A 23,991-nucleotide genomic window follows, 5' to 3' on the forward strand; every position below is an offset into this window, starting at 1 on the left:
GGGGGCAGCGCCCGCCCCGGCTCGCGACGACCGAGCCGGGGGCGACGCCGATCACCCCCCGGCCCGGAGTGGCCCACATCACACGCCCGGTCACGACCAAGCCCTGTGCCGGCCGGCCCGCGTCCTGTGGGATGCCTGTGCACGCGGGCGCCGCAGGACCCGCCGGAACCACCTCGGACGGGGCGATGTCGACGATCGATGCACGCGAGCTGCTCAGCGGATGGGCGGGCAGTGCCGCGCGGATGGACGAGTTCACGCTCGTCTCCGACCTCCTGGAGGCCGCCGTCGCGCGCGGCCACGGCCGGGGCCTGGAGCTCGAGCGCGCCCGGGCGGCGGTCCTCGCGGAGCGCCCGGCCCTCGCCGCCGGGCTCCTCGCGGACGTCGACCGCTCGGTGCTGACCGCGCACGCCCACCGGTGGCCCGACGTCGTGGCGATGGCCTCGTGGGCCGCCCAGGGCGACGCCGAGGCGCTCTCGACGCTCATCCGTGCGGGTCAGGGCCTCCAGGGTGGCGCGGCGCTGACCCACGCGTACCTGTTGGCGGCTGCGGCCGAGCAGGCCGGCCAGACCGAGCTCGCCGACGGTGCGTGGCGGGACGTCGCCGCGATGGCGCCACCGACCATGGTCGTCAGCCGGCGCCTGCTCGTGGCGGACGTGCTGCACCGCTCGACGACGGACCCCGACGCGGCGGCGGAGTCGATCGCCCGCGCGGCGGTGACGCTCAAGGAGATGCTGCCGATCCCCGAGGACGAGGTGCGCCCGACGCTCGACGTCGTCACGCGGCTCGAGGCCCGTGGGGACCGTGCGGGGGCGTGGCTCGTCCTCGAGATGCTCGCCGCGCTGCGGCCGGCCGCGCACGACGTCGTCGCGCTGCGCGGCGAGCGGGTCACGGGCGGCGGCTGGTGGCGCCGGAATCTCCCCGGCGCCGTCGCGCTGGCGCTCGCCACGGTCGTCACCGCCGTCGTCGCGCTCACGGACCGACCCGCGTGGATCACGGCGCTCGCGCTGTTCGTCACGATCGCGGTGTGGCGCTGGGTCCATCTGCCGCAGGGCACGGGGCTGTCGAAGGTCGACGCGCAGGTGCTCGCGGCGTCACGCGGGCTTACGCCGGACGTGCCGCCCGGGTTCTCGGTCGAGACGCGGACGAGGCGCGCGCGCCGGGCCGGCGGGATCACCGCGTTCCTGGGGACGACCGTCGTCACGACCGTCCTCGCGAACGGCCCCCTGGCGGAGCTCGATGCGACGCACGAGCCCGCGGTCGACGCGGTCGCGGTCTGGCTGACGGTCGTCTCGGTGCTCGTCGGGCGTCTCGCCGGGCCGTGGCTCCTGCGGCGCGGGACCGCCCGGGCCGTGCAGCAGCACGTCGACGGCGTGCGCGCGCGGGTCGTCGCCGGCGTGCGGGGCTGCGCGTGCGTGCGTGCGGTCGGGATGCGCGGGATCGAGACCGACGCCTACGTGGCGGGGCACCTCGTCGACGCGGACCCCGAGCTCGTCGCGCTGGCGCCGACCCTGCCGTCCGCGACCCTCGCCGTGCACCAGTGCCCGCTGTCGCAGACGCCGTGGCTGTCGGTGCGCTCGCCCGACCGGGAGGCGCTGCTCTTCCGCGGGACGCTCGCCCGCGTGCCCGACCCGTCGAGCGAGCCAGAGCCCGGCGGCTACCTCTGACCGGGAGCGCCCGGCGGCACGGTGCGCGGCCCGACCCCCGGGCGGTGCGTGACCCGGCGCCCCCGCGCCGTGCCACGCACCGCCCCGCCGAGCCACGCGCCCACCGCCGAGCCACGCGTCCCCTCACCCGGACCCGCGCCGCCCCGCCGCCAGCGCGCTGACCACCCCCGTCAGCGCGTGCTGAACGCCGCGTCGAACGACGCCGTCGGCGGCGGGAACGCCATCCGCCGCACGAACTCGAGCGCCTCGGGGGCCCCGACGAGCCGGTCCATCCCGGCGTCCTCCCACTCGACCGAGATCGGCCCGTCGTACCCGATCGTCGTGAGCATCCGGAACGAGTCCTCCCACGGGACGTCCCCGTGCCCGGTCGAGACGAAGTCCCAGCCGCGGCGGGGGTCGGCCCAGGGCAGGTGCGAGCCCATCCGGCCGTTGCGCCCGTTGCCGACCCGGCGCTTCGCGTCCTTGCAGTCCACGTGGTAGATCCGGTCCTTGAAGTCCCACAGGAAGCCGACGGGGTCGAGGTCCTGCCAGACGAAGTGGCTCGGGTCCCAGTTGAGCCCGAACGCCTCGCGGTGGCCGATCGCCTCGAGGGTCCGCACGGTCGTCCAGTAGTCGTAGGCGATCTCGCTCGGGTGCACCTCGTGCGCGAACCGGACGCCGACCTCGTCGAACACGTCGAGGATCGGGTTCCAGCGGTCCGCGAAGTCCCGGTAGCCGGCGTCGACGAGCTCCGGGGTGACCGGCGGGAACATCGCGACGTACTTCCAGATCGCCGAGCCGGTGAACCCGACGACCGTCTTCACGCCGAGCCGAGCCGCCGTGCGGGCCGTGAGCTGCATGACCTCGGCGGCGCGCTGCCGGACGCCTTCGGGGTCGCCGTCGCCCCACACGTCCGGCGGGAGCATGTCGTGGTGGCGCTGGTCGATCGGGTCGTCGCACACCGCCTGCCCGGTCAGGTGGTTCGAGATGGCGAACACCTTCAGGCCGTACCGCTCGAGCAGGTCGAGCCGGTCCTGGACGTACGCGTCGTCCTCGGCGCCCCTCCGCACGTCGAGGTGGTCGCCCCAGCAGGCCAGCTCGAGCCCGTCGTAGCCCCACTCGGACGCCAGCCGGGCGACCTCCTCGAGCGGGAGGTCGGCCCACTGGCCGGTGAACAGCGTGATCGGTCGTGCCACGTCAGCTCTCCTTCGGTTCGGGGACGGCGGCACCGGGCAGGCCGTCGTCGGACGCGCGCGGGGGCGGGGTGGGGCCGGGGTCGACGAACGTCCAGCGGCTCTCGTCGGCCGCGGAGCGCTCGACGGCGTCGAGCACGCGCTGCACCTGCAGGCCGTCCGCGAACGACGGGGTCGGCTGCTCCCCCGCGGCGAGCGCGCCCACGAGGTCGACGACCTGGTGCACGAACCCGTGCTCGTAGCCGAGGCCGTGCCCCGCGGGCCACCAGGCGCCGACGTACGGGTGCTCGGGCTCGGTCACGACGATCCGCCGGAAGCCCGCGACGCGCGCCTCGTCGGTCGCGTCGTACAGGTGCAGCACGTTCATGTCCTCGAAGTCGAACGCGATCGACCCGTGCGAGCCGTTGACCTCGAGCCGGATCGCGTTCTTGCGGCCCCACGCGAACCGGGTCGCCTCGAACGTCGCGATCCCACCGCCCGAGAGCCGCCCGAAGAACACCGCGGCGTCGTCGACCGTGACCGGCCCGCGCTCGGTGCCCGCCGAGCCGTGCAGCCCGGAGAACCCCGCGGCGACGGGCCGCTCGTGCACGAACGTCTCGAGCAGCCCGCTCACCCCGGTCAGCACCTGGCCGGTGACGTGCTGCGCGAGGTCGACGACGTGCGCCCCGATGTCCCCGAGCGCCCCGGACCCGGCGACGGCCTTGTCGAGCCGCCACGACAGCGGCGCCTCGGCGTCGGCGATCCAGTCCTGCAGGTACTGCGCCCGGACCTGCCGCACCTGCCCGATGCGCCCCTCGGCGACGAGCTGGCGGGCCAGCGCGATCGCGGGGACCCGGCGGTAGGTGAACCCGACCATCGCCCGGACTCCCTGCTCCGCCGCGGCCTCGGCGGCGGCCGTCATGGCCTCCGCCTCGGCCACGGTGTTGGCGAGGGGCTTCTCGCACAGCACGTGCTTGCCGGCCTGCAGCGCCGCGATCGCGATCTCGGCGTGCGTGTCGCCCGGCGTGCAGATGTCGACGAGGTCGACGTCGTCGCGGGCGACCACCGCGCGCCAGTCGGTCTCCGCCGCACCCCAGCCGAGCCGCACGCGCGCCGCCTCGACCGCGGTGCTGTCCCGCCCCGCGACGACCGTCATCTCCGGGCGCAGCGCGAGGTCGAAGAACCGGGGTGCCACGCGCCACGCCTGCGAGTGCGCGGCGCCCATGAAGGCGTACCCGATCATCCCGACGCCGAGCCGGCCGTCCTCGTGCTGCGCCATGCCCTTCCCCTTCCGGTCGACCCGCTCGTCCGTGCCGCTGCTCAGGACTCGAACGCGGTCGGCAGGTACTGGTCGACGTTGTCCTTGGTCACGACGGGCGCGAAGAGCTGCACGGTGCGGGGGACGGAGATCGAGACGAGGTCGCCCATCGACTTGTTCTGCGAGATGAGCCGGGCGAGCCGGATGCCGTCGGCGGCCTGCGTCGAGGGGTAGATGACGGTGGCCTTGAGCACGGTGTCGTCCGCCTCGATCGAGCGCATCACGTTCGCGGACCCGGCGCCACCGACCATGACGAACTCGTCGCGCCCGGCCTCGTCGATCGCCGCCATGACCCCGACACCCTGGTCGTCGTCGTGGTTCCACAGCGCGTCGATCTGCGGCGCGGCCTGCAGCAGGTTCGCGGCGGCCTGCTGACCGCCCTGCACGGTGAAGTCGGCCGCGACGCGGTTGTCGACGTCGAGCCCGCAGTCGGCCAGCGCGTCCGCGAAGCCCTGGCTGCGGTCCTGCGTGAGCGGGAGCGAGTCGATCCCGGCGATCTCGGCGACGACCGCGTCCTTGTTGTCGCCGACCTGCTCGCACACGTAGGTCCCCGCGCTGACGCCCATGCCGTAGTTGTCGCCCAGCACGGTCGTGCGCGCGGCGAACGGGCTCGAGAACTCACGGTCGACGTTGATGACCGTGATGCCGGCCTCCATCGCCTGCGTCGCGACCTCGGTGAGCGCGGCGCCGTCGAACGGCAAGAGCACGATCGCGTCGACGCCGTCGTTGATGAACGTCTCGACCTGGCTGATCTGGAGGTTCACGTCGTTCGTGGCCTCGGCGACGATCAGCTCGACGTCGTCGTACTTGTCGGCCTCGTCGATCGCGGCCTGGGTGATGGCGCCCATCCAGCCGTGGTCGGCGGCGGGGGCCGAGAAGCCGATGCGGACGGTCTCGCCGGACTCGTCGTTCTCGCCGCCGTCGTTCGACGCGGCCTGCGGGGCGTCGTCGTCCTGCGCGGGCTCGTTGGACGTGCAGCCGGCGAGGAGGCCGGCGGTCGTGAGCAGCGCGCCCGCGGTGAGCAGCAGGCGGCGGCGGCGGGCGGTGCGGGTGGTGCCGGTCCCCGTGGGGCGGGCGGCGACGGTGCGTGCGGACATGGGAATCCTCCTTGACTCCTGCGGTGGCCGTGCGGGGGTGCGGGCGTGATGGGCCCAGGGCGTGGCGGGCGGGGTGGGTGGGGGTGGCTCAGCTGCTGCGCGAGCGGGCCGCGAACCGCTGCTGGAGCAGCACGGCGAGCACGATGATCGCGCCCTTCGCGACCGACTGCGCCGAGATCGACAGGTTGTTCTGCGTGAAGACGTTCGTGAGCGTCGAGAAGATCAGCACCCCGAACACGGTGCCGACGATCGTGCCGCGCCCGCCCGCGAGCAGGGTCCCGCCGACGACGACGGCCGCGATGGCGTCGAGCTCGTAGAGCTGGCCGTTCGTCGAGGAGCCCGCGGTCGTCCGGGCGAGCATCATGACCCCGGCGATCCCGGCGGTCAGGCCCGAGATCGCGTAGAGGTACATCGTGTGGCGGCGGATCCGGATGCCCGCGAGCCGCGCGGCCTCGGGGTTGCCGCCGACGGCGAGGGTCCGGCGCCCGAACGTCGTCCGGTTGAGCAGCACCCAGCCGGCGACCGCGACGACGACGAAGATCCAGACGATCACCGAGACGCCGAGCGGCTCGGCGCGGAACACGTCGAGGAACTCGGGCACCCGGACGATCTGCGTCCGCCGGTTCGCGATGACCTCCGCGAGGCCGCGGGCGCCGACCATCATCGCGAGCGTCGCGATGAACGCCACGACCTGCCCGTAGGCGATGAGGACCCCGTTGACCAGCCCGCAGACCGTGCCGACCGCGAGCGCCGTGAGCACCATGACGATCCAGTGCGTGTCCTGCGCCATCGTCTGCGTCGCGATGGTCGTCGCCCAGACCGACGCGAGCCCGAGCACCGAGCCGACCGACAGGTCGATCCCGCCGCCCGTGATGACGAACGTCATGCCGATGCTGAGCACGCCGATCACGGCCGCGAGCCGCAGGATCGTCATGATGTTGTCGAGGCTCGCGAACCGGTCGCCGGCGGTCGCGACACCGACCGCGCACAGCACCGCGAGGGCGATGACGAGGCCGATGTTGCGGCCCGAGGCGCCGTGCATGAGCCCCCGCGGGCTCCGGCTCGACGGCGCGGCCGCCGCGCCGGGCGTCGGGCCGGTGCGCTGCAGCGGCGCAGGGTGGTCCGGGTCGGGCGGGACCGAGCCGGCGGTGGCCAGCGGGGGGATCTGCTCGCTCACGCGGCACTTCCTTCCATGACGATGTCGAGCACGCGGTGCTCGTCGATCTGGTCGGCGGGGCCGCTGTGCAGCACCCGGCCCTCGGCCACGACGAGGACCCGGTGCGCGAGCCCCAGGACCTCCTCGATCTCGCTCGACACGACGACGACGGCGGTCCCGGCGTCGGCGAGCGCCCGTACGAGCGCGTAGATCTCGGCGCGCGCCCCGACGTCGACGCCGCGCGTGGGCTCGTCGAGCAGCAGGACCGTGCAGCCGTGCACGAGCCAGCGCGCGAGCATGAGCTTCTGCTGGTTGCCGCCCGAGAGCGTGCGGGTCGTGCGGTCGGGGTCGGCAGGGCGCAGGTCGAGCGCGGCGATCTGCTCGCGGGCGGCGGCGCGCTCGCCGGGCTCGTCGAGCATCGGACCCCGCGCGAACCGGCCGAACGTCGAGAGCGTGACGTTGCGGTAGAGCGGCTCGTCGAGCAGGAGGCCCTGGCTCTTGCGCTCCTCGGGCGCGAGCCCGACGCCGGCCCGCACCGCGGCGTCGACGGACCCGGCCCGGAGCGCCTTCCCGGCGACCTCGACGCGTCCGGCGGTGGCCTTGCGGGCGCCGTAGACGGTCTCGAGGATCTCGGAGCGCCCGGACCCGACGAGCCCCGCGAGCCCGACGACCTCGCCGGCCCGCACGGTGAACGACACGTCGTGGAACACCCCGCGCAGCGCGAGGCCGTCGACGCTCAGCAGCGTCGGGGCATCGGGGGCGACGGGAGGCCGGGCCGGGAACACCTGCTCGACGGCGCGCCCGGTCATGAGCCGGATGAGCTCGGCCGTCGGGGTCGACGCCACGGGCAGGTTCGCCGCGACGGTCCGGCCGTCCTTGAGCACGGTGATCCGGTCGCCGATCTGGCGGATCTCCTCAAGCCGGTGCGAGATGTAGAGGACGGCGACGCCGGCGGCAGTGAGCTCGCGCACGACGCGGAAGAGATTCGCGACCTCCTCGGAGTCGAGCACCGCGGACGGCTCGTCCATGACGATGAGCCGCGCGTCGTGCGACAGGGCCCGCGCCATGCTGACGACCTGCTTGCCGGCGGCCGAGAGGTGCCCGACCTCGCGGTGCGGCGGGATGTCGCCGTGGCCGAGGCGCACGAGCAGCTCCCGGGTGCGGGCGTGGGCGCGGCGGCGCTGCGTGAACCCGCCGCTCGTGAGCTCGTGGCCGAGGAAGACGTTCTCGGCGACCGTGAGCCCGTCGACGACGTCGAGCTCCTGGTACATCGTCGCGACGCCCGCGCGCATCGCGGCGACCGGGGTCGTCACCGCGAGCGGCTCGCCGCGCCAGGTGAGCGTGCCGCTGTCGGGCTTGTGGGCGCCCGCGAGGACCTTGATGAGCGTCGACTTCCCGGCGCCGTTCTGGCCGAGGAGGCAGTGCACCTCGCCCGGGAGGATGTCGAGGTCGACGCCGTCGAGCGCCTTGGCGCCGGGAAAGTGCTTGACGATGCCGCGCATCTGCAGCAGCGGGGCAGCGGCTCCGGGGGCGTCCGCGGAGCCGGCACCGCTCGCGCGGATGTCGCCTGTGCGGGCAGCGCCGGAGCGGGAGTCGTCATCGACCATGCGACGGACGCTAGCCCACTTCTGCCGGATGTCAAGCAAAACATGCATGGCTGCCGACGGACTTCTGCAGATGTGCTTGACTTGCGCGCATGGCTGCAGGTGAACGACGTACCGGGGACCTCAGCGGGGTCGTCCAGCTCCTGCGGGACGGGCAGCCGCGGACCCGCGCCGAGCTCGGCCAGCTCACCGGGCTGGCCCGGTCGACCGTCTCCGCGCGCGTCGACCAGCTCCTCGCGGCCGGGCTCGTGACCCCCGCGGGCGAGGCCAGCTCGACCGGCGGCCGCCCGCCCGCGACCCTCGCGTTCCACCCCGGCGCCCGCATCACGCTCGCGATCGACCTCGGGGCTACCCATGCCCGCGTCGCCGTGACCGACCTCGCGTCGACCGTGCTCGCCGAGCACCTCGACACCATCGCGATCTCGGACGGCCCGGGCCCGGTGCTCGACCACGTCGCGAAGGTCGCCGCGAAGCTCGTCGAGCACACCGGGCGGCACACGTCCGAGCTCGTCGGGGTCGGCGTCGGGCTGCCCGGACCCGTCGACCACGCGACCGGGCGCCCCACGAACCCGCCGATCATGCCGGGCTGGGACGACGCCGACGTCGCCGGGCACCTCGGCGCGCTGCTCGGCACCCCGGTCCTCGTCGACAACGACGTCAACGTCATGGCGCTCGGCGAGCACGCCACCGAGTTCGCGGACGTCGACCACCTGCTGTTCGTCAAGGTCGCGACCGGCATCGGCGCGGGCGTCATCAGCGACGGCGCGATCCGGCGCGGGGCCCAGGGCGCCGCGGGCGACGTCGGACACATCGCGGTCCCCGGCGGGCGCGACGTGCTGTGCCGCTGCGGCAACACCGGGTGCCTCGAGGCCGTCGCCGGCGGCCGGGCCATCGCCGCCGAGCTCGCCGCCGCGGGCCTGCCCGCGCTCACGAGCGCCGACGTCGTCGCGCTCGTCCGCTCGGGCGACGTGACCGCGCTGCGCACGGTCCGCGACGCCGGCCGGGCCATCGGCGAGGTGCTCGCGACGTGCGTGAGCATGCTGAACCCGTCGGTCATCGTGCTCGGCGGCAGCGTCGCCGAGGCCGGCGAGCACCTGCTCGCCGGGATCCGCGAGGTCGTCTACCGCCGCTCCCTGCCGCTCGCGACGCAGCACCTGCGCATCGTGTCGAGCCGCACGAAGGGCCGCGCCGGCGTGCTCGGGGCCAGCACGATGGTCGTCGACCACCTGCTCACGAGCGGCGCGCTCGAGGACATGCTCGGCTGACGCCGCCCGGCGCGGTCACGCCGGGTCACCGGCACCCGACCGGCCCCCGGCGGCGGCGGACCGCGCACGCGCCGACATGCCCCCGGGCGCGCACGCCCGCACAGTGGGAGCACCGCTCCCCCGCCGTCCGGCGCGTGGGCGACCGCGCACGCCCGGAGGACCCCGCCATGACCGCAGTCGACTACCGCCACCAGACGACGCTCGTCACGGGCGCGAGCTCGGGCATCGGCGCGGAGTTCGCCCGGCAGCTCGCGGCGCGCGGCTCCGACCTCGTCCTCGTGGCCCGCCGCCGCGAGCGCCTCGACGCGCTCGCCGCGGAGCTCGTCGCCGCGCACGGCATCCGGGCGACCGCCGTCCCGCTCGACCTCGGGGAGCCGTCGGCCGTCGCGGACCTCGTCGCGGAGCTCGACCGCCAGGGGCTGCGCGTCACGGGCCTCGTCAACAACGCGGGCTTCGCGACGCACAGCCCGTTCCACGACGAGGACCCGGACCGCGTCCGCGAGGAGATCACGCTCAACGTGCTCGCGCTCGTCGAGCTCACGCACGCGCTGATCGACGACCTGCGGGCCGCGGGGACCGGGGTGCTGGTCAACCTCTCGAGCCTCGCGGCCTACCAGGGCAACCCGAACCTCGCGGTCTACGGCGCGACGAAGGCGTTCGTGCTCAGCTTCACCGAGGCGCTGTGGGGCGAGGCGCGCGGGACGGGGCTGCGGGTGCTCGCGCTGTCCCCGGGTGCGACCGAGACCGAGTTCTTCGACGTCGCGCAGTGGCGCACGAGCGGCGGCGGGAGCCGGCGGCAGACCGCCGAGGAGGTCGTCGCCACGGCGCTGCGCACGCTCGACCGCCGCAACCCGCCGCCGAGCGTCGTCACCGGCGCCGCGAACCGGGCCTTCGTCGCGGTCAGCCGGCTCGTGACCCGCCGCCGGCTGGCGCTGCTGATGGGCTCGCTCATGCGGCGGCCGGAGGACGACCCCGTCCCGACGCGCACCCGGCGGGTCCGCGGCCGCTGAGCGCTCCGGTCGTCCGCGGGCGACGTGCCCGGCGCCGGCCCGGTCATGGCGACCGGCCCCGGCGTCGGTCCGGTCCTGTCGCCCTGGCCCGGTCATGGCGGCCGGTCCGGGCGTCGGCCCGGTCCTGCCCCGGCACCGGCCCTGGCCCCGACTGAGCGGGCTCGCTAGCGTCCGCCCATGAGCACCTGGGACCCGGCCGACGAGGGCGTCCTGACCCTGCCCAGCGGCCTGCGGGTCCGCGGCCGGGGCCTGCGCCGCCCGACGCCCGCGGGCCCCGACCCCGAGGCGGGCGTGTATCTGCTCGCCGCGCCGCCGGAGCCGCTGCCGTGGCCGTCGCGCTGGGTGCGGTGGCCCGACTTCCGCACGCCGAGCGACCCCGCGGACGCCGAGGACGCGCTGCGCGAGGCGCTCCGCCGGGCCGCCGACGAGCGCGTCGAGGTCGCGTGCGAGGGCGGGCGCGGGCGCACCGGGACGGCGCTCGCGTGCCTCGCGGTGCTCGACGGCGTCCCGGCCCGCGAGGCGGTGGCGTACGTGCGCCGCGGCTACCACCCGCGCGCCGTCGAGACGCCGGGCCAGTGGCTGTTCGTCCGCCGGTTCGCCCCGCACCGCGGCTGACCGGTCGTCGACCAGATCCTCCGCCGGTGCGCGGAGCCCCGGTAGCGGGCGCCGGACGACGAGCAGGTCACCGCTCACGCTGCCGGTCGAACCGATACGACGCAGACTGGAGAGCATGCAGACACGAAACCTCGGAGACGTCACGGTCAGCGCCATCGGACTCGGCGGGATGCCCCTGTCGATCGAGGGTCGCCCGGACCGCGACCGCGCCCTGGCCACGATCCACGCCGCGCTCGACGCCGGCGTCACGCTCATCGACACCGCGGACGCGTACCACCTGACCGCGACCGACGTCGGTCACAACGAGGAGCTCATCGCGGAGGCGCTGCGCACATGGGGCGGCGACTCCTCCGACGTGCTCGTCGCGACCAAGGGCGGCCACCTGCGCCCCGGCGACGGCTCCTGGTACGTCGACGGCTCGCCCGACCACCTCCGCCAGGCGCTCGACGCGTCGCTCCAGCGGCTCGGCGTCGAGGCGATCGGCCTCTACCAGTTCCACCGCCCCGACCCGAACGTCCCCTACGCCGAGTCGGTCGGCGTCCTCAACGAGTTCCTCGACGCGGGCAAGATCCGCCTCGCGGGCATCTCCAACGCGAACCCGGACCAGATCCGCGAGGCGCAGGACGTGCTCGGCGGGCGCCTGACGTCCGTGCAGAACCAGTACTCCCCGGCGTTCCGCTCGTCGCAGCCCGAGCTCGACCTGTGCGCGCAGCTCGGCCTCGCGTTCCTCCCGTGGAGCCCGCTCGGCGGCATCGGCAAGGCCTCGGCGCTCGGCGACACGCACGGCGCGTTCGAGCGCGTCGCGGCGGCGCACGGCGTCAGCCCGCAGCAGGTCGCGCTCGCGTGGGAGCTCGCCCAGGCGCCCGTCGTCATCCCGATCCCGGGCTCGTCCCGCCCGGAGACCATCCAGGACTCGGTCAAGGCCGCGGACCTCATCCTCGGCCCGGAGGAGATCGTGGAGCTCGACGCCGCCGTCCAGCGCTGATCCACTGCACCACCGCCGTCGGGCCGTCCGCACCAGCGGGCGGCCCGACGCGCGTCTCAGTCGACCTCGCCCAGCGCTCGCTCGAACTCCGCGAGCGCCGTCGCGCCGAAGAGCACGAACCGCACGAGGTCGACCTCCCCAGGCCTCGCCGCGTCCCACGCGCGCACCGTCCGCACCGCGACGTCGGCGACGGTGCCCATCGCCCAGCCGTAGGCGCCCGCGCTGACCGCGGGGAACGCGACCGACCGCGCGCCGACCTCGGCCGCGACGTCGAGCGACCGCGTGAAGCAGGACGCGAGCTGCGCCTCGTCGCGCTGCCCGCGGTTCCAGCTCGGCCCCACCGTGTGCACGACCCACCGCGCCGCGAGCTCCCCCGCGCTGGTCGCGACCGCCTCGCCCACCGGCAGCCCCTCCCGGAACGTCGTCTTCCGCACGCGCCGGCACTCCTCGAGCAGCGCGGGCCCGGCGGCGGCGTGGATCGCGCCGTCGACCCCGCCCCCGCCGAGCAGCGTCGAGTTCGCGGCGTTGACGATCGCGTCGACCCGCTCTCGCGTGAGGTCCCCCTGGACCGCCTCGATCTGCATGCGGCCATGCTGCCCCCCTCCCGCCGCGCCCGCGACGCCGGCCACCGCTCGGCACGCGCCCGGGCTTCCGTCGACGCATCCGGCGCGGGACGATCGGGACGCACCCGACGAGGAAGGACCCGCCATGCGCTTCACCTTCGAGGTCGAGCTCGACGACGCGACCCCCGACCCGACCATGCTCGACGAGCTCGGCCGCGCCCTGCGGTACTGGGCCGGGAACCTCAAGCACTACCCGCTGACCGACGGCCAGCACGACGCGATCCGCGACTCGTCGTACACCGAGGTCGGCGAGTGGCGGATCACGCGCGGCCCCGTGCCCGCGTCCCCACCCGACGACGCCCCGTCGCCCGGCGCCTCATCCCATCCTGCTTCGTCCCACCCTGTCCCGTCGCACGCCGCCGACGACCACCCGAGCGAGGCGTCCGGCCCGTCCTGACCCCGCCGCTCACGCCGCTCACGCCGCTCACGCCGCTCACGCCGCCGCGAGCGTCGTCACCGTCCCCGCCGACCCCCGGTACTTCAGCGCACCGTCCTGCACGAACAGCACCCCGCCCGTCGGCGCCGCGTCGGGCACGCCGCTGTCGCGCAGGAACACCCCGCCGTCGGTGCCGAGCTGGTTCGGTCCCCGCCGGTAGAGCAGGGTGTCGCGCTCCGCGGCGCCGTCGCCCCACGCGATCGTGCCGTCGACCTGGACGACGAAGCGCCGGATCGCGTCCCCGGTCGCGTCGCCCTCGATGACGCGCGCGGTCGGGTCCCCGGCGGGCCCGCTCACGAGGATCCCGTGCCCGCCGGGCAGGAGCGTCTGCACCGACAGCGCCACGCCGTCGCGGCGCCGCACGACGAGCCCGCCCGCGGAGCCCTCGTCGCCGCCGACGAGCACCCGCCCGTCGCCCGGGTCGAGCTGCAGCGGCGAGTCGACGTGCACCGCGCCGGGCGCGTACCGCCGGAACTGCAGCTGCGCGCCGCCCGCCGCGGCCCGCAGCACCCACCGCGGCTGCTTGGCCCCGTGCTCGAGCGAGAACGCGAGGTCCTTGTGGCGGGTGTCGTTGCCGACGATCCGCAGCTGCTCGCCGGCGGCGCCGACCTGGTGCTCGAAGTCCGCGAGGTTGGTGCGGATCGCCGAGCGGTCGGTGCCGATCTTGCCGGTCGTGGTGTCGATGAGCTTGATCTCGAACCGCGTCTGCAGGTCGCCGCGCGAGTCCGGGACCTCGAAGTTCAGGTGCCCGTGGCGCAGGTTGTTGCGCAGCTGCGTGGGGTCGTCGTTGTCGAGGAAGTGCGCGCCGATCCACGCGATCGTGATCGGGTCCGTGGGGTGCACGGCGCGCCCGGAGAAGTCGCCGCCGGCGTAGTGCGGGGTCGGCCAGTGCGCCTGGTACGCGAGCATCCCCTTGGCGCGGGGGTCCTTGAGCTGCACCCGGATGGACTCGCCGTACCACTTGAAGTGCGGCTGGTAGGACTCGAGCACGATCCGCCCCGTCGAGTCGTACAGGTCGGGGCTGCGCTCGCTCCCCCCGGCGCCGGAGGACTTGATCCGCAGCGTCCGCGGCTTCTCCACCGACCCGATGGTCACGTCCTCCTCGATGACCTGCGCGAGGGTCACGGCGCCGGTGAGGGCGGGCACGACCGGCTCGGGGCCCGGCGCGGCGGCGGCGCGGGCGGTGGGTGCTGCGGCGACGGGCGACGCGGCCCACCCGGTGAGCGCCGCGGCGCCGAGCGCGACGGCGCCCGCGCGGAACGTCTCGCGCCGCGAGAGGGCACGGTCCTGGACGCGCGCCGGTCCCGGTCGGGCCCCCGGCGGCGGAGTGAGGGCGGGCCACACCGGTCGCACACCCGGCGCGGGACCCGGTCCGGGCACGGGCGCGTGGGACTGCACGGGGCTCAGCCCGGGCACCGGCACCTGTCCCGGCGCGGCCGCCCCGGCGGGTCCCGGCGCAGCCGCCGGAGCAGCCGCGCCGGGCACCGCGACGCTCCCGGCGTCGGGCAGGACGACGAGCCGCACCGGCCCGTCCGCCGTGACCCGCGACGGCAGGGCGAACGTGTGGCGCGCGTACGGCGCTCCGTCGAGCGCGACGGCGACCGTGTAGGTCCACCCCGTGAGCGCACGGCCCGCCCCGTCGGTGAACCCCGGCTGGTCCGTGACGGGGAGGTCGAGCGTCGCGGTGCCGTCGTCGGCCAGCCCGACGGGCACCGGCCGGGGCGCGACGACGGCCCCCGTGGCCGCCCAGACGCGCGGCGTCGACGAGGTGACGGTGACCTCGCCCCTCCACGGCGCCCCGGCGTCGTCGACGAACGGGCCGACGACGACGGCCGCCGTGCGGATGACTGGCTGCTGCATGCGTTCCCCCCTGCGCGCGCTCGGCCGCGGGGTGCGCACCGCCTCGCCCCGAGCCGGTGCCCTCGTCCGCCGGTGAGACCGCCGGTGGGACGGTGGGGCCGTGCGCGCCGACCACCCTGGCACCGCGCACGCGGGCACCGGCGGGCGGGCGGCACGCGTCACCCGACCGGCGCACGACACCGACGCGCGACGAAGCGGCACCGCCGGGCAAAGCCGGAGCAAACGCCTCCCGCGGCGACGCACGCCGTCCCTGCCGTGGCGCCCGCTGGTCCGGCCGCCACCGGGTGGCCGGCCGACCCGTCAGAAGCCTCGCGGAGGCGAAACGAGGGCGACGGCACGTCCGCGGTCACGAAGGTGGTCCGCTCCGCCCTCCCGTGCCTGGTCGTCCGACCACGCACCGCTCACGCGGGCTCGGGCACCGACTCCAGCAGGATCGTCACGGGCCCGTCGTTGACGAGCTCGACCGCCATGTCGGCGCCGAACACCCCGGTCGCGACCTCGATGCCCCGGCCCCGCAGCGCCGCGACGACGGCGTCGACGAGCGGCTCGGCGACGGGCCCGGGCGCCGCGGCGTTCCAGGTCGGCCGCCGGCCCTTGCGGGTGTCGGCGTAGAGCGTGAACTGGCTGACGACGAGCACGGGCGCGCCCGCGTCGAGCACCGACTGCTCGTCGCGCAGGATCCGCAGGTCGGCGATCTTGCGGGCCACCAGCTCGACCTGGGCGGGTCCGTCGCCGGGCGTCACGCCGACGAGCGCGACGAGCCCGGGCCGGTCGAGCCGCCCGACGACCTCACCGTCGACCGTGACCGACGCACGCGTGACGCGCTGGACCACGGCCCTCACCGACGCTCCCCCGCACCGAGCCCTGCACCGAGCCCTGCACCGAGCGCTGCACCGAGCCCCGCGGCCGGCACGCGGACCGACCGCGCACGCGGCGGCTGCGCGCTCACCAGCCGCCGCGCGGGCCCGACGGTCCCCGGCCGCGCCCGCCCGAGTACGGCGTCACGGCGGGCTTGACGTCGACGAGGTACACGACGGCGGCGATCGCGCTCCCGAGCGCGAGGAAGCTCAGGTAGCCGCGGCCGATGGGCGGCGGGAGCGCGGCGAACGCCAGCAGCACCGCGGCGCCGAGCAGCAGGCCCCAGAACTTCTTGGTCCGCTTGCCGGCGCTCACGAACGCCCGGGCGGGCCGGCGCAGCACGTCGATCAGCGCCCACACCGCCAGCAGGAAGATGACGAGGTAGAACCCGGCGTAGATGAGGGTCTGCACGCTTCCGATCACCCGCCGAGCCTACGGTGCGCGCCCCCGGCAGGCCCGCCCCCGTCGGCCCAGGACCGACCCCGGGCCGGTGTCGGGCCGGCCCCGCCCCACCCCGCACCGGCCTCAGATCTCCGGCAGCGCCTCGCGCGCCTCGCCCTCGGGCACGCCCGACGCCTCGAGCAGGTCCACGGTGAGCGAGCGGACGAGGAGCACGAGGCTCTGCACCTGCCAGTCGTCGGGCGCGAGCCGGAAGGGGTCGAGCCGCTGCGCGACGGCGAGCAGCTCGCGGCGGGTGGCCTCGGCGCCCGCACCGGTTCCGAGGTTGCCGGCGAGCGACCCCGCGGCGCGCGCGAGCGAGTCGACCGCGGCGGCGACCCCACCGAGGTCGCGCTCGTGGTCGCCCTCGACGGCGGACAGTGCGCGCCGGGCGAGCACGCGGGCGTTGCGCATGGCCCGGTCGACGTAGACCGCTGAGGCACCGAGCGCCCCGAGCTCGTCGCGGTGCCGGCGCCCGGCGGGCGAGACCCGCGCGAGGTTGCGGGCGTTCGCGGCCCCCTCGCGCCAGTCGTCGAGCGCGGGCTGCGACGCGCGGCCGCGGATCAGGGCGTCCTCGACGTGGTGCGCCGACCCGGTCCGCAGGCCGCGCCCGAGCACGTCGAGCATCCCGGCGAGCTCGAGCACCGCCTGCCGGGCCTGCGCGCGCGGGCGGCGGCGCGGGTCGTCGGGGCTGAGCGCCGCGACCCCGAGCGCGACGACGCCCCCGACCAGCGCGTCGGTCCACCGCCCCACGGGGCTGCTCCCCGAGGCGGCGAGCGCCGGCAGCCCGACGATGCCGATGGCCTGCACGCCGGCCTGCGTCGTCAGGACGGGGCCGCGGTCGATGAACCGGGCGAGCATCGCCGAGACCAGCAGCACGAGCGCGATCTGCCAGGGGCCGCTGCCGATGACGTGCACGACGAGGTCGCCGAGCCCGACACCGATCGCGACGCCCACGGCGAGCTCGGCGACGCGCCGCACCTGCCGGTCCGCGCTGAACCCGAGCGCGACCCACGCGCACACGGGCGCGAAGAACGGGAACTCGTGGCCGAGCGCGTAGTAGGCCAGCGCCCACGAGAGCCCCGCGGCGACCGCGGCCTGCAGCGTCGGGACGAACGAGGTCCGCACCCGCGCCCGGCCCTGGCGCACGCGCACGGAGACCAGGACGCGAGCCGCACGCCGGAAGCCCGGCTCGTCGGGCGTGGTCGCCTCGCTCACGCGCGCACCACCGCCCGGACGGTCACAGGCTCGGGCGCTGCCCCAGGCCGCGCGTCAGGGGCCCCCGGGCGGCGGGCCGGTCGGCCGAGACCCCCTCGCCCGCGACGACGACCTCCTGCCCGGCCGCGACCGCACCGCCGTCGCAGTCCACGACGAGCGTGGCGTCGACCGGGGTCGAGCGCTTGAGGACCGCGAGCGCGACGGGCCCGAGCTCGTGGTGCCGCGCGACGCTCGTCACGTGACCCACCGCGCGCCCCACCTCGCCGCCGGACGCGAGGTCCCCGAGCTCGCGGACCTCCGCCCCGGGCTCGGGCAGCAGGTGGCCGGACCCGTCGAGGTGCAGCATCACGAGCCGGCGCGGCGGCCGGCCGAGGTTGTGCACGCGCGCGACGCTCTCCTGCCCGCGGTAGCAGCCCTTGACGAGGTGCACCGCGGTGCGCAGCCAGTCGAGCTCGTGCGGGATCGAGCGGTGGTCGACCTCGCGCCCGAGCCGCGGGCGCCAGGCCTCGACGCGCACGGCCTCACTGGCCCACGTGCCGACGAGGGGCCAGCCCGCGGCCTCGCGTGCGGCGACGGCGTCGGCGAGCTCGGCGCGCGGCACCAGCACGAGCCGCCACGGGCGGTCGAGGCCGGGGTGCTGCGCGTCCTCGGGTCCGTAGCGTGTGCCGCCAGGGGCGGTGTGCGGCCACGGGTCGCGCCACGTGATCGGCTCGCCCTCGACGCCCTCGGCGGAGACCGGCTCGCCGATCGCGGCCCAGTCGTCCGTCACGTCGGCGACCTCGACCCGCAGCGTGAAGCGCATCCGGTCGAGCCACGCGGCGAGCGTCGGGGCGTGCGCGCCCTCGGTGATCAGCCAGGTGGCCTCGCCGTCGTCGACGACGCCCGCGGCGTGCTCGACGTGCCCCTGCGGGCTCAGCACCAGCAGCTCGGTCGAGGTCCGGGGCGTCAGGCCCGTGAGGTGCTGCGACGTGATCGAGTGCAGCCACGTGAGCCGGTCCGGTCCGGCGACGCGCACGACCCCGAGGTGCGACTGGTCGACGACCGCTCCCCCGCGGGTCAGCGCGCGCTGCTCGGCCGTCGGGTCGCCGTAGTGCCACGCGACGCCCGCGTCCGGCCCGGCGCCCGCGACGGCACCGCGGCGGCGCAGCAGCGGCGAGGTGTGCCGGGGCGGGGCGACGACGGCGGTCTCGTCGCCCTCGGTGATCCCGCGCCCGACGACGCCGCCGGCCCCGGTCAGCGTCCCGGCGCCCTCGGCGAGCGGGGTGTCCGGCGTCCCCGTGACGGCCTGCCCGAGCTCCGGCCCGGTGCCCGTCGTCATCAGGACTCGTCGCGGACGAGGCGCGCCGACGCGTACGACTGCATGGGGTGGCCGAACGCCGCGATGTCGTGGGCCCACATGAGGTCGCCCTCGACGAGCCCGTAGAGCCGCTTGCCGGCGCTGAGCTCGGCGCCCGTCGCGGTGCGCGCGATGAGGTCGCTCACGAGGTCGATGCGCCCCTTGCCGACCGCGCCGACGTACAGCGCGACGTGGCCCGACGGGTCGGAGAGCAGGACCTCGACGGGGTGCTGCTCGTCGGTCAGGTCCTCCGTCCGCTCCGGCGGGACCCGCCAGTAGCCGGACTCGGTCGCCCACACGGGCCCGAGGCCGTCGACCGGGCCGGGCGGCACGTCGTCGTGCGCCGGGCCGTCGGTCGCCACGCCGTCCGCGACGAGCGCGGCCGCGTCGTCGGGCACCTCCACGAGGCGGATGGTCGACGTGTACGCGAGGTACGGGCCGCCGTCGTGGGTGAACTCGACCTCCTGCGTGAAGGGCGCCTCCTCGATGCCGGGGTACCCCACGACGCCCTCGCCGGACCAGCGCCCGACGAGCCACGCGAGCGGGTACACCTCGGGAGCGAGTCCCTCGGGCAGGGTGAATGCCATGGCTGCCTTCCTCTGTCGGACCGTGCGGGACGCGCCCGCCGCAGCCCGGCCTCAGGATCCGGTGGTCAGCGCTGGCCCTTGAACAGCCGGTACACCACGTACACCGAGAACCAGCCGATGGTCAGCGCGGAAGCGACCAGGAGACCGATGAACACTGCTTCGAGCGTGTGCATCCCCCGATCCTAACGACCCCCACCCCTACGCTCTTCCCGTGACCACCCCGAGGCGCTCGCTCGTGATCAAGTCCACATCCGGAACCGACCGGCCCGAGGCCGCGAACCAGGCCCTGACCGTCGCCGCGGCCGGGGTCGCGGCGGGCGTCGAGGTGAGCCTGTGGCTGACCGGCGAGTCCGCGTGGTTCGGCGTCCCGGGCCGCGCGGCCGACCTCGTGCTCGAGCACGCCGCCGCCGCGCCGGACCTCATCGAGGCGGTGCTCGAGGGCGGCACCGTGACGGTCTGCACGCAGTGCGCGGCGCGCCGCGGCATCGGGCCCGACGACGTGCTGCCCGGTGTGCGGATCGCGGGCGCGGCGGTGTTCGTCGAGGAGTCGCTCGCCGAGGGTGCGCAGGCGCTCGTCTACTGAGGCGCGGGGCGGGGTCAGCCGACGAGCACGCGCCCGACGACGTACACGAGGATCCCGGTCACGGGCACGGGCACGACGAGCGCCGCGATCGCCGCGGGACGGCGCGAGAGCGCGGGCAGCCGGTCGAACAGCTCCTGCAGCGAGCTCACGAGGACCCCCACGCCGACGCCCAGCAGCGCACCGGCCACGGGGTCGATCGCGGGCAGCACGAGCCCCCCGACCGCACCCGCCGCGGCGGCCGCGCCCGTCGTCGCGCCCGCGCCGGTCCAGCCGTGGAACGGCAGCGCCGACGCCGCCGAGCCCGCCGCGAGCGCGAGCGCCCCGGCGACGAGCAGGCTCGCCCCGCCCGGGGTGTGCTGCGTCGCGACCCAGCCGGCGGCGGTCACCGCGATGAGCGTCCCGGCGACCGTCCCCGTGACCGACTCGACGAGCCGCTCGCGCCCGCCGCGCCGCGCGAGCTCGTTGACGAACGCGAGCAGCACCGAGAACGCGAACACGATGGGGAGCCCACGCAGGTAGGGCTCGTCGACCGTCCGCTGGACCATCGCGACCGCGCCGACGCCGACGAGCCCGATCACGATCGACGACCCGAGCCGGCTCGGGAGCTGGGCCAGGACCGGCCAGCCGACCGCGAACACGACGGTGAGCAGCGCCACGACACCGGGCAGCGCGTACTGCGCGTAGGGGACGGCGAGGACCGTCGGGTCGCTCACGTAGCCGGCGACGGCGACGAGCGCCGCGAGCACGGCCGTGGCGACCGCGCGTGTCGAGACCTGCACCGGGACCTACCGGACCCGTCCGAGGAACGTCGTCCCGCGCGGCGCGGTGGGCGCCGGGAGGGGTCGCGTCACGGGCACGGAGCGGGTCGAGGAGCGGGGCACGGCGACGATTGTCGCAGACGGGCCCACCCGGACAGCCGCGTCGAGGACCGCGCCGAGCCTGTACCGTGAAGGCCACTCCCAGGCTAGGAGGTCCGCCGGTGGCAGATCTGCTGCTCCTCACACCGTCCTCCGGGGGCTCGGCACAGGTGCTCCCGGCACTCGGCCTGCTCTCGCACCGGGTGCGGGTCCTCCCGGTCGAGCCGTCGGCACTCGTCGACGCGCCCGACGCCGACATCCTCGTGCTCGACGCGCGCCGCGACCTCGTCAACGCGCGCACCACGTGCCGGCTGCTGCGCGCCACCGGGCTCACGGTCCCGCTCGTGCTCGTCCTCACCGAGGGCGGCCTCACGGTCGTCACCGCCGAGTGGGGCGCGGACGACATCATCCTCGAGCACGCCGGCCCGGCCGAGGTCGAGGCCCGCTTCCGGCTCGTCATGGAGCGCGCCGCGACCGCGGGGTACGACGACGCCCCGCAGGAGATCTCGTCGGGCGAGCTCACGATCGACGCCGGCGGGTACACCGCACGCCTGCGCGGACGCCCGCTCGACCTCACGTACAAGGAGTTCGAGCTCCTCAAGTACCTCGTGCAGCACCCGGGCCGCGTGTTCACGCGCGCGCAGCTCCTGCAGGAGGTCTGGGGGTACGACTACTACGGGGGCACCCGGACGGTCGACGTCCACGTCCGCCGGCTGCGCGCCAAGCTCGGGCCCGAGCACGAGCAGCTCATCGGCACGGTCCGCAACGTCGGCTACCGCTTCGACCCGCCCAAGGACCGCCGGACGGCCGCGGCGCTCGAGGCGGGCGCCGAGCCGCTCGAGGACGCGGGCCTGCCGACCGACGCCTGACGGCACCCTCCCGGCGCGCACCCGTGCGACACCGGGTGCGCGCGTGCTCCCCGGACGGATGACGCGGCACCCTGCGACCCCCGCCAGGCGGTAGGTTCCCCGGGGTGACCGTCGACTCCTCCACGCTGCTCATCGACGGACCGTGGCGGCACCAGCACGTCGCCGCGAACGGCGCCCGCTTCCACGTCGCGCTCGCCGGGCCGGACGACAACGACGCGCCGCTCGTGGTCCTCCTGCACGGCTTCCCGCAGTTCTGGTGGGCGTGGCGCCACCAGGTCCCCGCGCTCGCGGAGGCCGGGTACCGGGTCGCCGCGATGGACCTGCGCGGGTCGGGCGGCTCCGACAAGCCCCCGCTCGGCTACGACGTGCCGACCCTCGTGCGGGACGTCGCCGGGCTCGTGCGCTCGCTCGGCTCGCAGCGCGCGGTCGTCGTCGGCAGCGGCACGGGCGGCGAGGTCGCGTGGGCCATGCCCGCGTACCAGCCCGACGTGACGCTCGCGGTCGCCGCGCTCTCCGCTCCGCACCCCCTGCAGGCCCGCTCGCAGCGGGGTGCTGCGCTGCGGCTGCGTGCCGCGCGGCACCTCGCGTTCTTCCAGCTCCCGCTCCTGCCCGAGCGCGCGCTGACCCGCACCGACCTCGTGGTCCGCCTGCTGCGCGAGTGGTCGGGCGGCACCGGCTGGATCACGCCCGAGGTCGCCACGACGTACCGGCGCGCGGCGTCCGTGCCGTTCGCCGCGCACTCGGCCATGGAGCAGGTGCGCTGGCTCGTGCGCTCGGGCCCCCGCATGGACGGTCAGCGCCACCTCGCGGCCCTCCGCGCCGCCGAGGCGGTCCCGGTGCTCCAGCTCCACGGCGGCGCGGACGGCTGCCGCTCGGCGCCCTACGCCGCCGCGACGGGCCGCGTCGCCCGCGGGCTCGGCGCCGGGTACCGGTTCGAGCTCATCCCGGGGACCGGGCACTTCCTCGCCGAGGAGGCCCCGGAGCGGGTCAACGAGCTGCTGCTGCGCTGGCTGCGCGAGGTCGCGCCGGTCTGACCGGGGCCGACCGTCGTCGCACGCCGATCGTCGTCGCACGCCGATCGTCGTCACGCGCCGCTGGTTGTAGGGATCGGGCGTCCGCCCGTCGGGGCCCGGAGCCGGCCCCCGCACGTCAGCCCTTGAGCATCGCCTCGGCACGCTCGGGGTCGGTCTCGCCCACGCCGTACGACGGGCAGTCGAGCGCGACCGGGCACGCGCCGCACGCGGGGTTCCGGGCGAAGCAGGTCCGCCGTCCGTGGAAGATCAGCCGGTGCGACGCCATCGTCCACTCGCGCTTCTCCACGAGCTCGCCGAGCTCCTGCTCGACCTTGACCGGGTCCTCGGACGTCGTCCAGCCGAGGCGCCGGGCGAGCCGGCCGACGTGCGTGTCGACCGTGATGCCCGGGACGCCGAACGCGTTGCCGAGCACGACGTTCGCGGTCTTGCGGCCGACGCCCGGCAGGGTCACGAGGTCGTCGAGCCGCGCGGGGACCTCGCCGCCGAACCGCTCGACGAGCGCCTGCCCGATGCCGGTGAGCGCGTCCGCCTTGGCGCGGAAGAACCCGGTGGGGCGCAGCACGTCCTGGAGGTCCTCGCGGTTCGCGGAGGCGTACGCCGCGGCGTCGGGGTAGCGCGAGAACAGCTCGGGGGTGACCTGGTTGACGCGCACGTCGGTCGTCTGCGCCGAGAGCACCGTCGCGACCAGCAGCTCGAGCGGCGTCGTGAAGTCGAGCTCGCAGTGCGCGTCGGGGTAGCGCAGCGCGAGCACCCGGTTGATGCGACGGGCCCGGCGCACGCGTGCCAGGTGGGTCTCGGTGGTCCACCGGCGCGTCGTCACACGGGCAGCCTACGGGGCGCGGCGTCCGCGTGGTCCACGTTGGGCCCGCCGGGTGATCGTGACCTGCCTGGACGCCCCCGGGGCTCAAGTCCGACCGCTCCCGCGTCGAACTACCGGGTGAACCGCCCGGCAGGTGGCGGTGCAGGAGACGGGAGCGGACGGATGTCGCTGGTGGCGGAGACCTCCACGGCCGACCGGCTGAGCGACCACCGTGCGGCCCTCAACGCCGAGCGGCGCCGCGTCGCACACTGGCGCCGGCTCGTGCGGGCCCGGCTCGACGTCGCGATCGCCGTCATCACGGTCCCCGAGCCGCTCGGCGCCGACGGCGACACGCTGCTCGCACCCGGCGCCGACCACGACGTGCCGCGGCACGTGGAGCTGCTCCGCTCGCTGCGCGCCGGGCTCCCGATGGCCGAGGTGCACCAGCTCGAGGCGCTGCGCGACCTCGACTGCCGGCTGGCGCGGTACCAGGCGGAGGTGGACGTCGCGTTCGCCGCGGCGACCGACCGCTTCGTCGAGCACCTCGCCGACGAGCCCGTCGCGCGGCCTGCCAGGACCCTCGTCCGCCCTGACCGGGGCTGATGCGGCAGACTGTCCCTGGCAGCAG

General features: G+C 75.8%; 24 protein-coding genes. 10 read left to right on the plus strand and 14 right to left on the minus strand.

The features are described from left to right. The first annotated feature begins 185 nt into the window (after positions 1 to 185). A complete protein-coding gene (locus CCE01nite_RS02590; protein ID WP_034626082.1) occupies positions 186 to 1,664 on the plus strand; it encodes a hypothetical protein in 1,479 nt (492 codons plus the stop codon). A gap of 170 nt (positions 1,665 to 1,834) precedes the next feature. Here the strand turns inward: CCE01nite_RS02590 and CCE01nite_RS02595 are convergent, their stop codons facing one another. The 5 genes from CCE01nite_RS02595 to CCE01nite_RS02615 all read right to left on the minus strand — a co-directional run bounded on the left by CCE01nite_RS02595 (position 1,835) and on the right by CCE01nite_RS02615 (position 7,888). Beyond that, positions 1,835 to 2,839, minus strand: a complete 1,005-nt coding sequence (locus tag CCE01nite_RS02595; RefSeq protein WP_034626087.1) for a sugar phosphate isomerase/epimerase family protein — start codon at positions 2,837 to 2,839, stop codon at positions 1,835 to 1,837. Position 2,840: 1 nt separating this feature from the next. Further along, complete coding sequence (locus CCE01nite_RS02600) at positions 2,841 to 4,094, minus strand: Gfo/Idh/MocA family protein (RefSeq protein ID WP_034626092.1); 1,254 nt, start codon at positions 4,092 to 4,094, stop codon at positions 2,841 to 2,843. Between the two features lie 41 nt (positions 4,095 to 4,135). Continuing rightward, positions 4,136 to 5,230 (minus strand): substrate-binding domain-containing protein, encoded by a 1,095-nt coding sequence (locus CCE01nite_RS02605; protein ID WP_052103580.1) that lies wholly within the window; start codon positions 5,228 to 5,230, stop codon positions 4,136 to 4,138. An 88-nt stretch (positions 5,231 to 5,318) separates the two neighbouring features. Beyond that, positions 5,319 to 6,407: an ABC transporter permease gene (locus CCE01nite_RS02610; protein WP_034626095.1), complete on the minus strand. Its 1,089-nt coding sequence runs from the start codon at positions 6,405 to 6,407 to the stop codon at positions 5,319 to 5,321. Beyond that, positions 6,404 to 7,888 (minus strand): sugar ABC transporter ATP-binding protein, encoded by a 1,485-nt coding sequence (locus CCE01nite_RS02615; protein ID WP_052103582.1) that lies wholly within the window; start codon positions 7,886 to 7,888, stop codon positions 6,404 to 6,406. The genes CCE01nite_RS02610 and CCE01nite_RS02615 overlap by 4 nt, the downstream gene beginning before the upstream one ends. Positions 7,889 to 8,082: 194 nt before the next feature. Between CCE01nite_RS02615 and CCE01nite_RS02620 the strand changes: the two genes are divergently transcribed. From CCE01nite_RS02620 to CCE01nite_RS02635, 4 genes are all read left to right on the plus strand, one after another. Then, on the plus strand, positions 8,083 to 9,255 hold the full coding sequence (locus CCE01nite_RS02620; RefSeq protein ID WP_034626098.1) for an ROK family transcriptional regulator: 1,173 nt from the start codon (positions 8,083 to 8,085) through the stop codon (positions 9,253 to 9,255). 167 nt (positions 9,256 to 9,422) lie between these two features. After that, on the plus strand, positions 9,423 to 10,265 hold the full coding sequence (locus tag CCE01nite_RS02625; protein ID WP_034626100.1) for an SDR family NAD(P)-dependent oxidoreductase: 843 nt from the start codon (positions 9,423 to 9,425) through the stop codon (positions 10,263 to 10,265). A 177-nt stretch (positions 10,266 to 10,442) separates the two neighbouring features. Next, positions 10,443 to 10,880, plus strand: a complete 438-nt coding sequence (locus CCE01nite_RS02630) for a protein-tyrosine phosphatase family protein (RefSeq protein ID WP_034626102.1) — start codon at positions 10,443 to 10,445, stop codon at positions 10,878 to 10,880. Positions 10,881 to 10,995: 115 nt separating this feature from the next. Next, positions 10,996 to 11,865: an aldo/keto reductase gene (locus CCE01nite_RS02635; RefSeq protein ID WP_034626105.1), complete on the plus strand. Its 870-nt coding sequence runs from the start codon at positions 10,996 to 10,998 to the stop codon at positions 11,863 to 11,865. Between the two features lie 56 nt (positions 11,866 to 11,921). Here the strand turns inward: CCE01nite_RS02635 and CCE01nite_RS02640 are convergent, their stop codons facing one another. Further along, positions 11,922 to 12,449 carry an O-acetyl-ADP-ribose deacetylase gene (locus CCE01nite_RS02640; protein ID WP_034626143.1) on the minus strand — a complete coding sequence of 176 codons (528 nt, stop codon included), beginning with the start codon at positions 12,447 to 12,449 and terminating at the stop codon, positions 11,922 to 11,924. Positions 12,450 to 12,573: 124 nt separating this feature from the next. On the opposite strand from CCE01nite_RS02640, the gene CCE01nite_RS21700 reads away from it, so the two are divergent. Then, positions 12,574 to 12,885: a hypothetical protein gene (locus tag CCE01nite_RS21700; RefSeq protein ID WP_211254517.1), complete on the plus strand. Its 312-nt coding sequence runs from the start codon at positions 12,574 to 12,576 to the stop codon at positions 12,883 to 12,885. A gap of 36 nt (positions 12,886 to 12,921) precedes the next feature. Here the strand turns inward: CCE01nite_RS21700 and CCE01nite_RS21525 are convergent, their stop codons facing one another. The 6 genes from CCE01nite_RS21525 to CCE01nite_RS02675 form a co-directional block, all read right to left on the minus strand. After that, on the minus strand, positions 12,922 to 14,784 hold the full coding sequence (locus CCE01nite_RS21525; protein WP_141371941.1) for a hypothetical protein: 1,863 nt from the start codon (positions 14,782 to 14,784) through the stop codon (positions 12,922 to 12,924). Positions 14,785 to 15,185: 401 nt separating this feature from the next. Further along, on the minus strand, positions 15,186 to 15,626 hold the full coding sequence (dtd, locus tag CCE01nite_RS02655) for a D-aminoacyl-tRNA deacylase (protein WP_034630695.1): 441 nt from the start codon (positions 15,624 to 15,626) through the stop codon (positions 15,186 to 15,188). Positions 15,627 to 15,729: 103 nt separating this feature from the next. Further along, complete coding sequence (locus CCE01nite_RS02660; protein WP_034630697.1) at positions 15,730 to 16,065, minus strand: DUF2516 family protein; 336 nt, start codon at positions 16,063 to 16,065, stop codon at positions 15,730 to 15,732. Between the two features lie 102 nt (positions 16,066 to 16,167). After that, positions 16,168 to 17,298 (minus strand): FUSC family protein, encoded by a 1,131-nt coding sequence (locus CCE01nite_RS02665; protein ID WP_141371942.1) that lies wholly within the window; start codon positions 17,296 to 17,298, stop codon positions 16,168 to 16,170. 22 nt (positions 17,299 to 17,320) lie between these two features. Next, entirely contained in the window at positions 17,321 to 18,616 is a 1,296-nt protein-coding gene (gene ygfZ, locus CCE01nite_RS02670; protein ID WP_084142725.1) for a CAF17-like 4Fe-4S cluster assembly/insertion protein YgfZ, read from the minus strand. After that, positions 18,616 to 19,221 (minus strand): heme-binding beta-barrel domain-containing protein, encoded by a 606-nt coding sequence (locus CCE01nite_RS02675; protein ID WP_034630699.1) that lies wholly within the window; start codon positions 19,219 to 19,221, stop codon positions 18,616 to 18,618. Before CCE01nite_RS02675 ends, ygfZ begins: the two co-directional genes overlap by 1 nt. A gap of 211 nt (positions 19,222 to 19,432) precedes the next feature. Between CCE01nite_RS02675 and CCE01nite_RS02680 the strand changes: the two genes are divergently transcribed. Next, positions 19,433 to 19,804 carry a DsrE family protein gene (locus CCE01nite_RS02680; protein ID WP_034630701.1) on the plus strand — a complete coding sequence of 124 codons (372 nt, stop codon included), beginning with the start codon at positions 19,433 to 19,435 and terminating at the stop codon, positions 19,802 to 19,804. Between the two features lie 14 nt (positions 19,805 to 19,818). Here the strand turns inward: CCE01nite_RS02680 and CCE01nite_RS02685 are convergent, their stop codons facing one another. Then, a complete protein-coding gene (locus CCE01nite_RS02685) occupies positions 19,819 to 20,583 on the minus strand; it encodes a hypothetical protein (RefSeq protein ID WP_034630702.1) in 765 nt (254 codons plus the stop codon). A 200-nt stretch (positions 20,584 to 20,783) separates the two neighbouring features. Here CCE01nite_RS02685 and CCE01nite_RS02690 point away from each other — a divergent pair, with 200 nt between their 5' ends. Together CCE01nite_RS02690 and CCE01nite_RS02695 are read left to right on the plus strand one after the other, a co-directional pair. Beyond that, positions 20,784 to 21,530 carry a winged helix-turn-helix transcriptional regulator gene (locus tag CCE01nite_RS02690; RefSeq protein WP_034630704.1) on the plus strand — a complete coding sequence of 249 codons (747 nt, stop codon included), beginning with the start codon at positions 20,784 to 20,786 and terminating at the stop codon, positions 21,528 to 21,530. Between the two features lie 104 nt (positions 21,531 to 21,634). Next, positions 21,635 to 22,564: an alpha/beta fold hydrolase gene (locus tag CCE01nite_RS02695; protein ID WP_034630707.1), complete on the plus strand. Its 930-nt coding sequence runs from the start codon at positions 21,635 to 21,637 to the stop codon at positions 22,562 to 22,564. A 115-nt stretch (positions 22,565 to 22,679) separates the two neighbouring features. Here CCE01nite_RS02695 and nth read toward each other — a convergent pair whose 3' ends face one another. After that, positions 22,680 to 23,384, minus strand: a complete 705-nt coding sequence (gene nth, locus CCE01nite_RS02700; protein WP_034630710.1) for an endonuclease III — start codon at positions 23,382 to 23,384, stop codon at positions 22,680 to 22,682. Positions 23,385 to 23,555: 171 nt separating this feature from the next. Here nth and CCE01nite_RS02705 point away from each other — a divergent pair, with 171 nt between their 5' ends. Beyond that, complete coding sequence (locus tag CCE01nite_RS02705; protein WP_141371943.1) at positions 23,556 to 23,966, plus strand: hypothetical protein; 411 nt, start codon at positions 23,556 to 23,558, stop codon at positions 23,964 to 23,966. The last annotated feature ends 25 nt before the right edge of the window (positions 23,967 to 23,991 follow it).

This window comes from Cellulomonas cellasea (assembly GCF_006538745.1).
GTDB lineage: Bacteria > Actinomycetota > Actinomycetes > Actinomycetales > Cellulomonadaceae > Cellulomonas_A > Cellulomonas_A cellasea.

Bases quoted from the DNA above. Each gene is read 5' to 3' on its own strand.
- CCE01nite_RS02590 (WP_034626082.1), top strand. From the start codon at position 186: ATGTCGACGATCGATGCACGCGAGCTGCTCAGCGGATGGGCGGGCAGT.
- CCE01nite_RS02600 (WP_034626092.1), bottom strand. From the start codon at position 4,094: ATGGCGCAGCACGAGGACGGCCGGCTCGGCGTCGGGATGATCGGGTAC.
- CCE01nite_RS02605 (WP_052103580.1), bottom strand. From the start codon at position 5,230: ATGTCCGCACGCACCGTCGCCGCCCGCCCCACGGGGACCGGCACCACC.
- CCE01nite_RS02615 (WP_052103582.1), bottom strand. From the start codon at position 7,888: ATGCGCGGCATCGTCAAGCACTTTCCCGGCGCCAAGGCGCTCGACGGC.
- CCE01nite_RS02620 (WP_034626098.1), top strand. From the start codon at position 8,083: ATGGCTGCAGGTGAACGACGTACCGGGGACCTCAGCGGGGTCGTCCAG.
- CCE01nite_RS02625 (WP_034626100.1), top strand. From the start codon at position 9,423: ATGACCGCAGTCGACTACCGCCACCAGACGACGCTCGTCACGGGCGCG.
- CCE01nite_RS02630 (WP_034626102.1), top strand. From the start codon at position 10,443: ATGAGCACCTGGGACCCGGCCGACGAGGGCGTCCTGACCCTGCCCAGC.
- CCE01nite_RS02635 (WP_034626105.1), top strand. From the start codon at position 10,996: ATGCAGACACGAAACCTCGGAGACGTCACGGTCAGCGCCATCGGACTC.
- CCE01nite_RS02640 (WP_034626143.1), bottom strand. From the start codon at position 12,449: ATGCAGATCGAGGCGGTCCAGGGGGACCTCACGCGAGAGCGGGTCGAC.
- CCE01nite_RS21700 (WP_211254517.1), top strand. From the start codon at position 12,574: ATGCGCTTCACCTTCGAGGTCGAGCTCGACGACGCGACCCCCGACCCG.
- CCE01nite_RS21525 (WP_141371941.1), bottom strand. From the start codon at position 14,784: ATGCAGCAGCCAGTCATCCGCACGGCGGCCGTCGTCGTCGGCCCGTTC.
- ygfZ (WP_084142725.1), bottom strand. From the start codon at position 18,616: ATGACGACGGGCACCGGGCCGGAGCTCGGGCAGGCCGTCACGGGGACG.
- CCE01nite_RS02675 (WP_034630699.1), bottom strand. From the start codon at position 19,221: ATGGCATTCACCCTGCCCGAGGGACTCGCTCCCGAGGTGTACCCGCTC.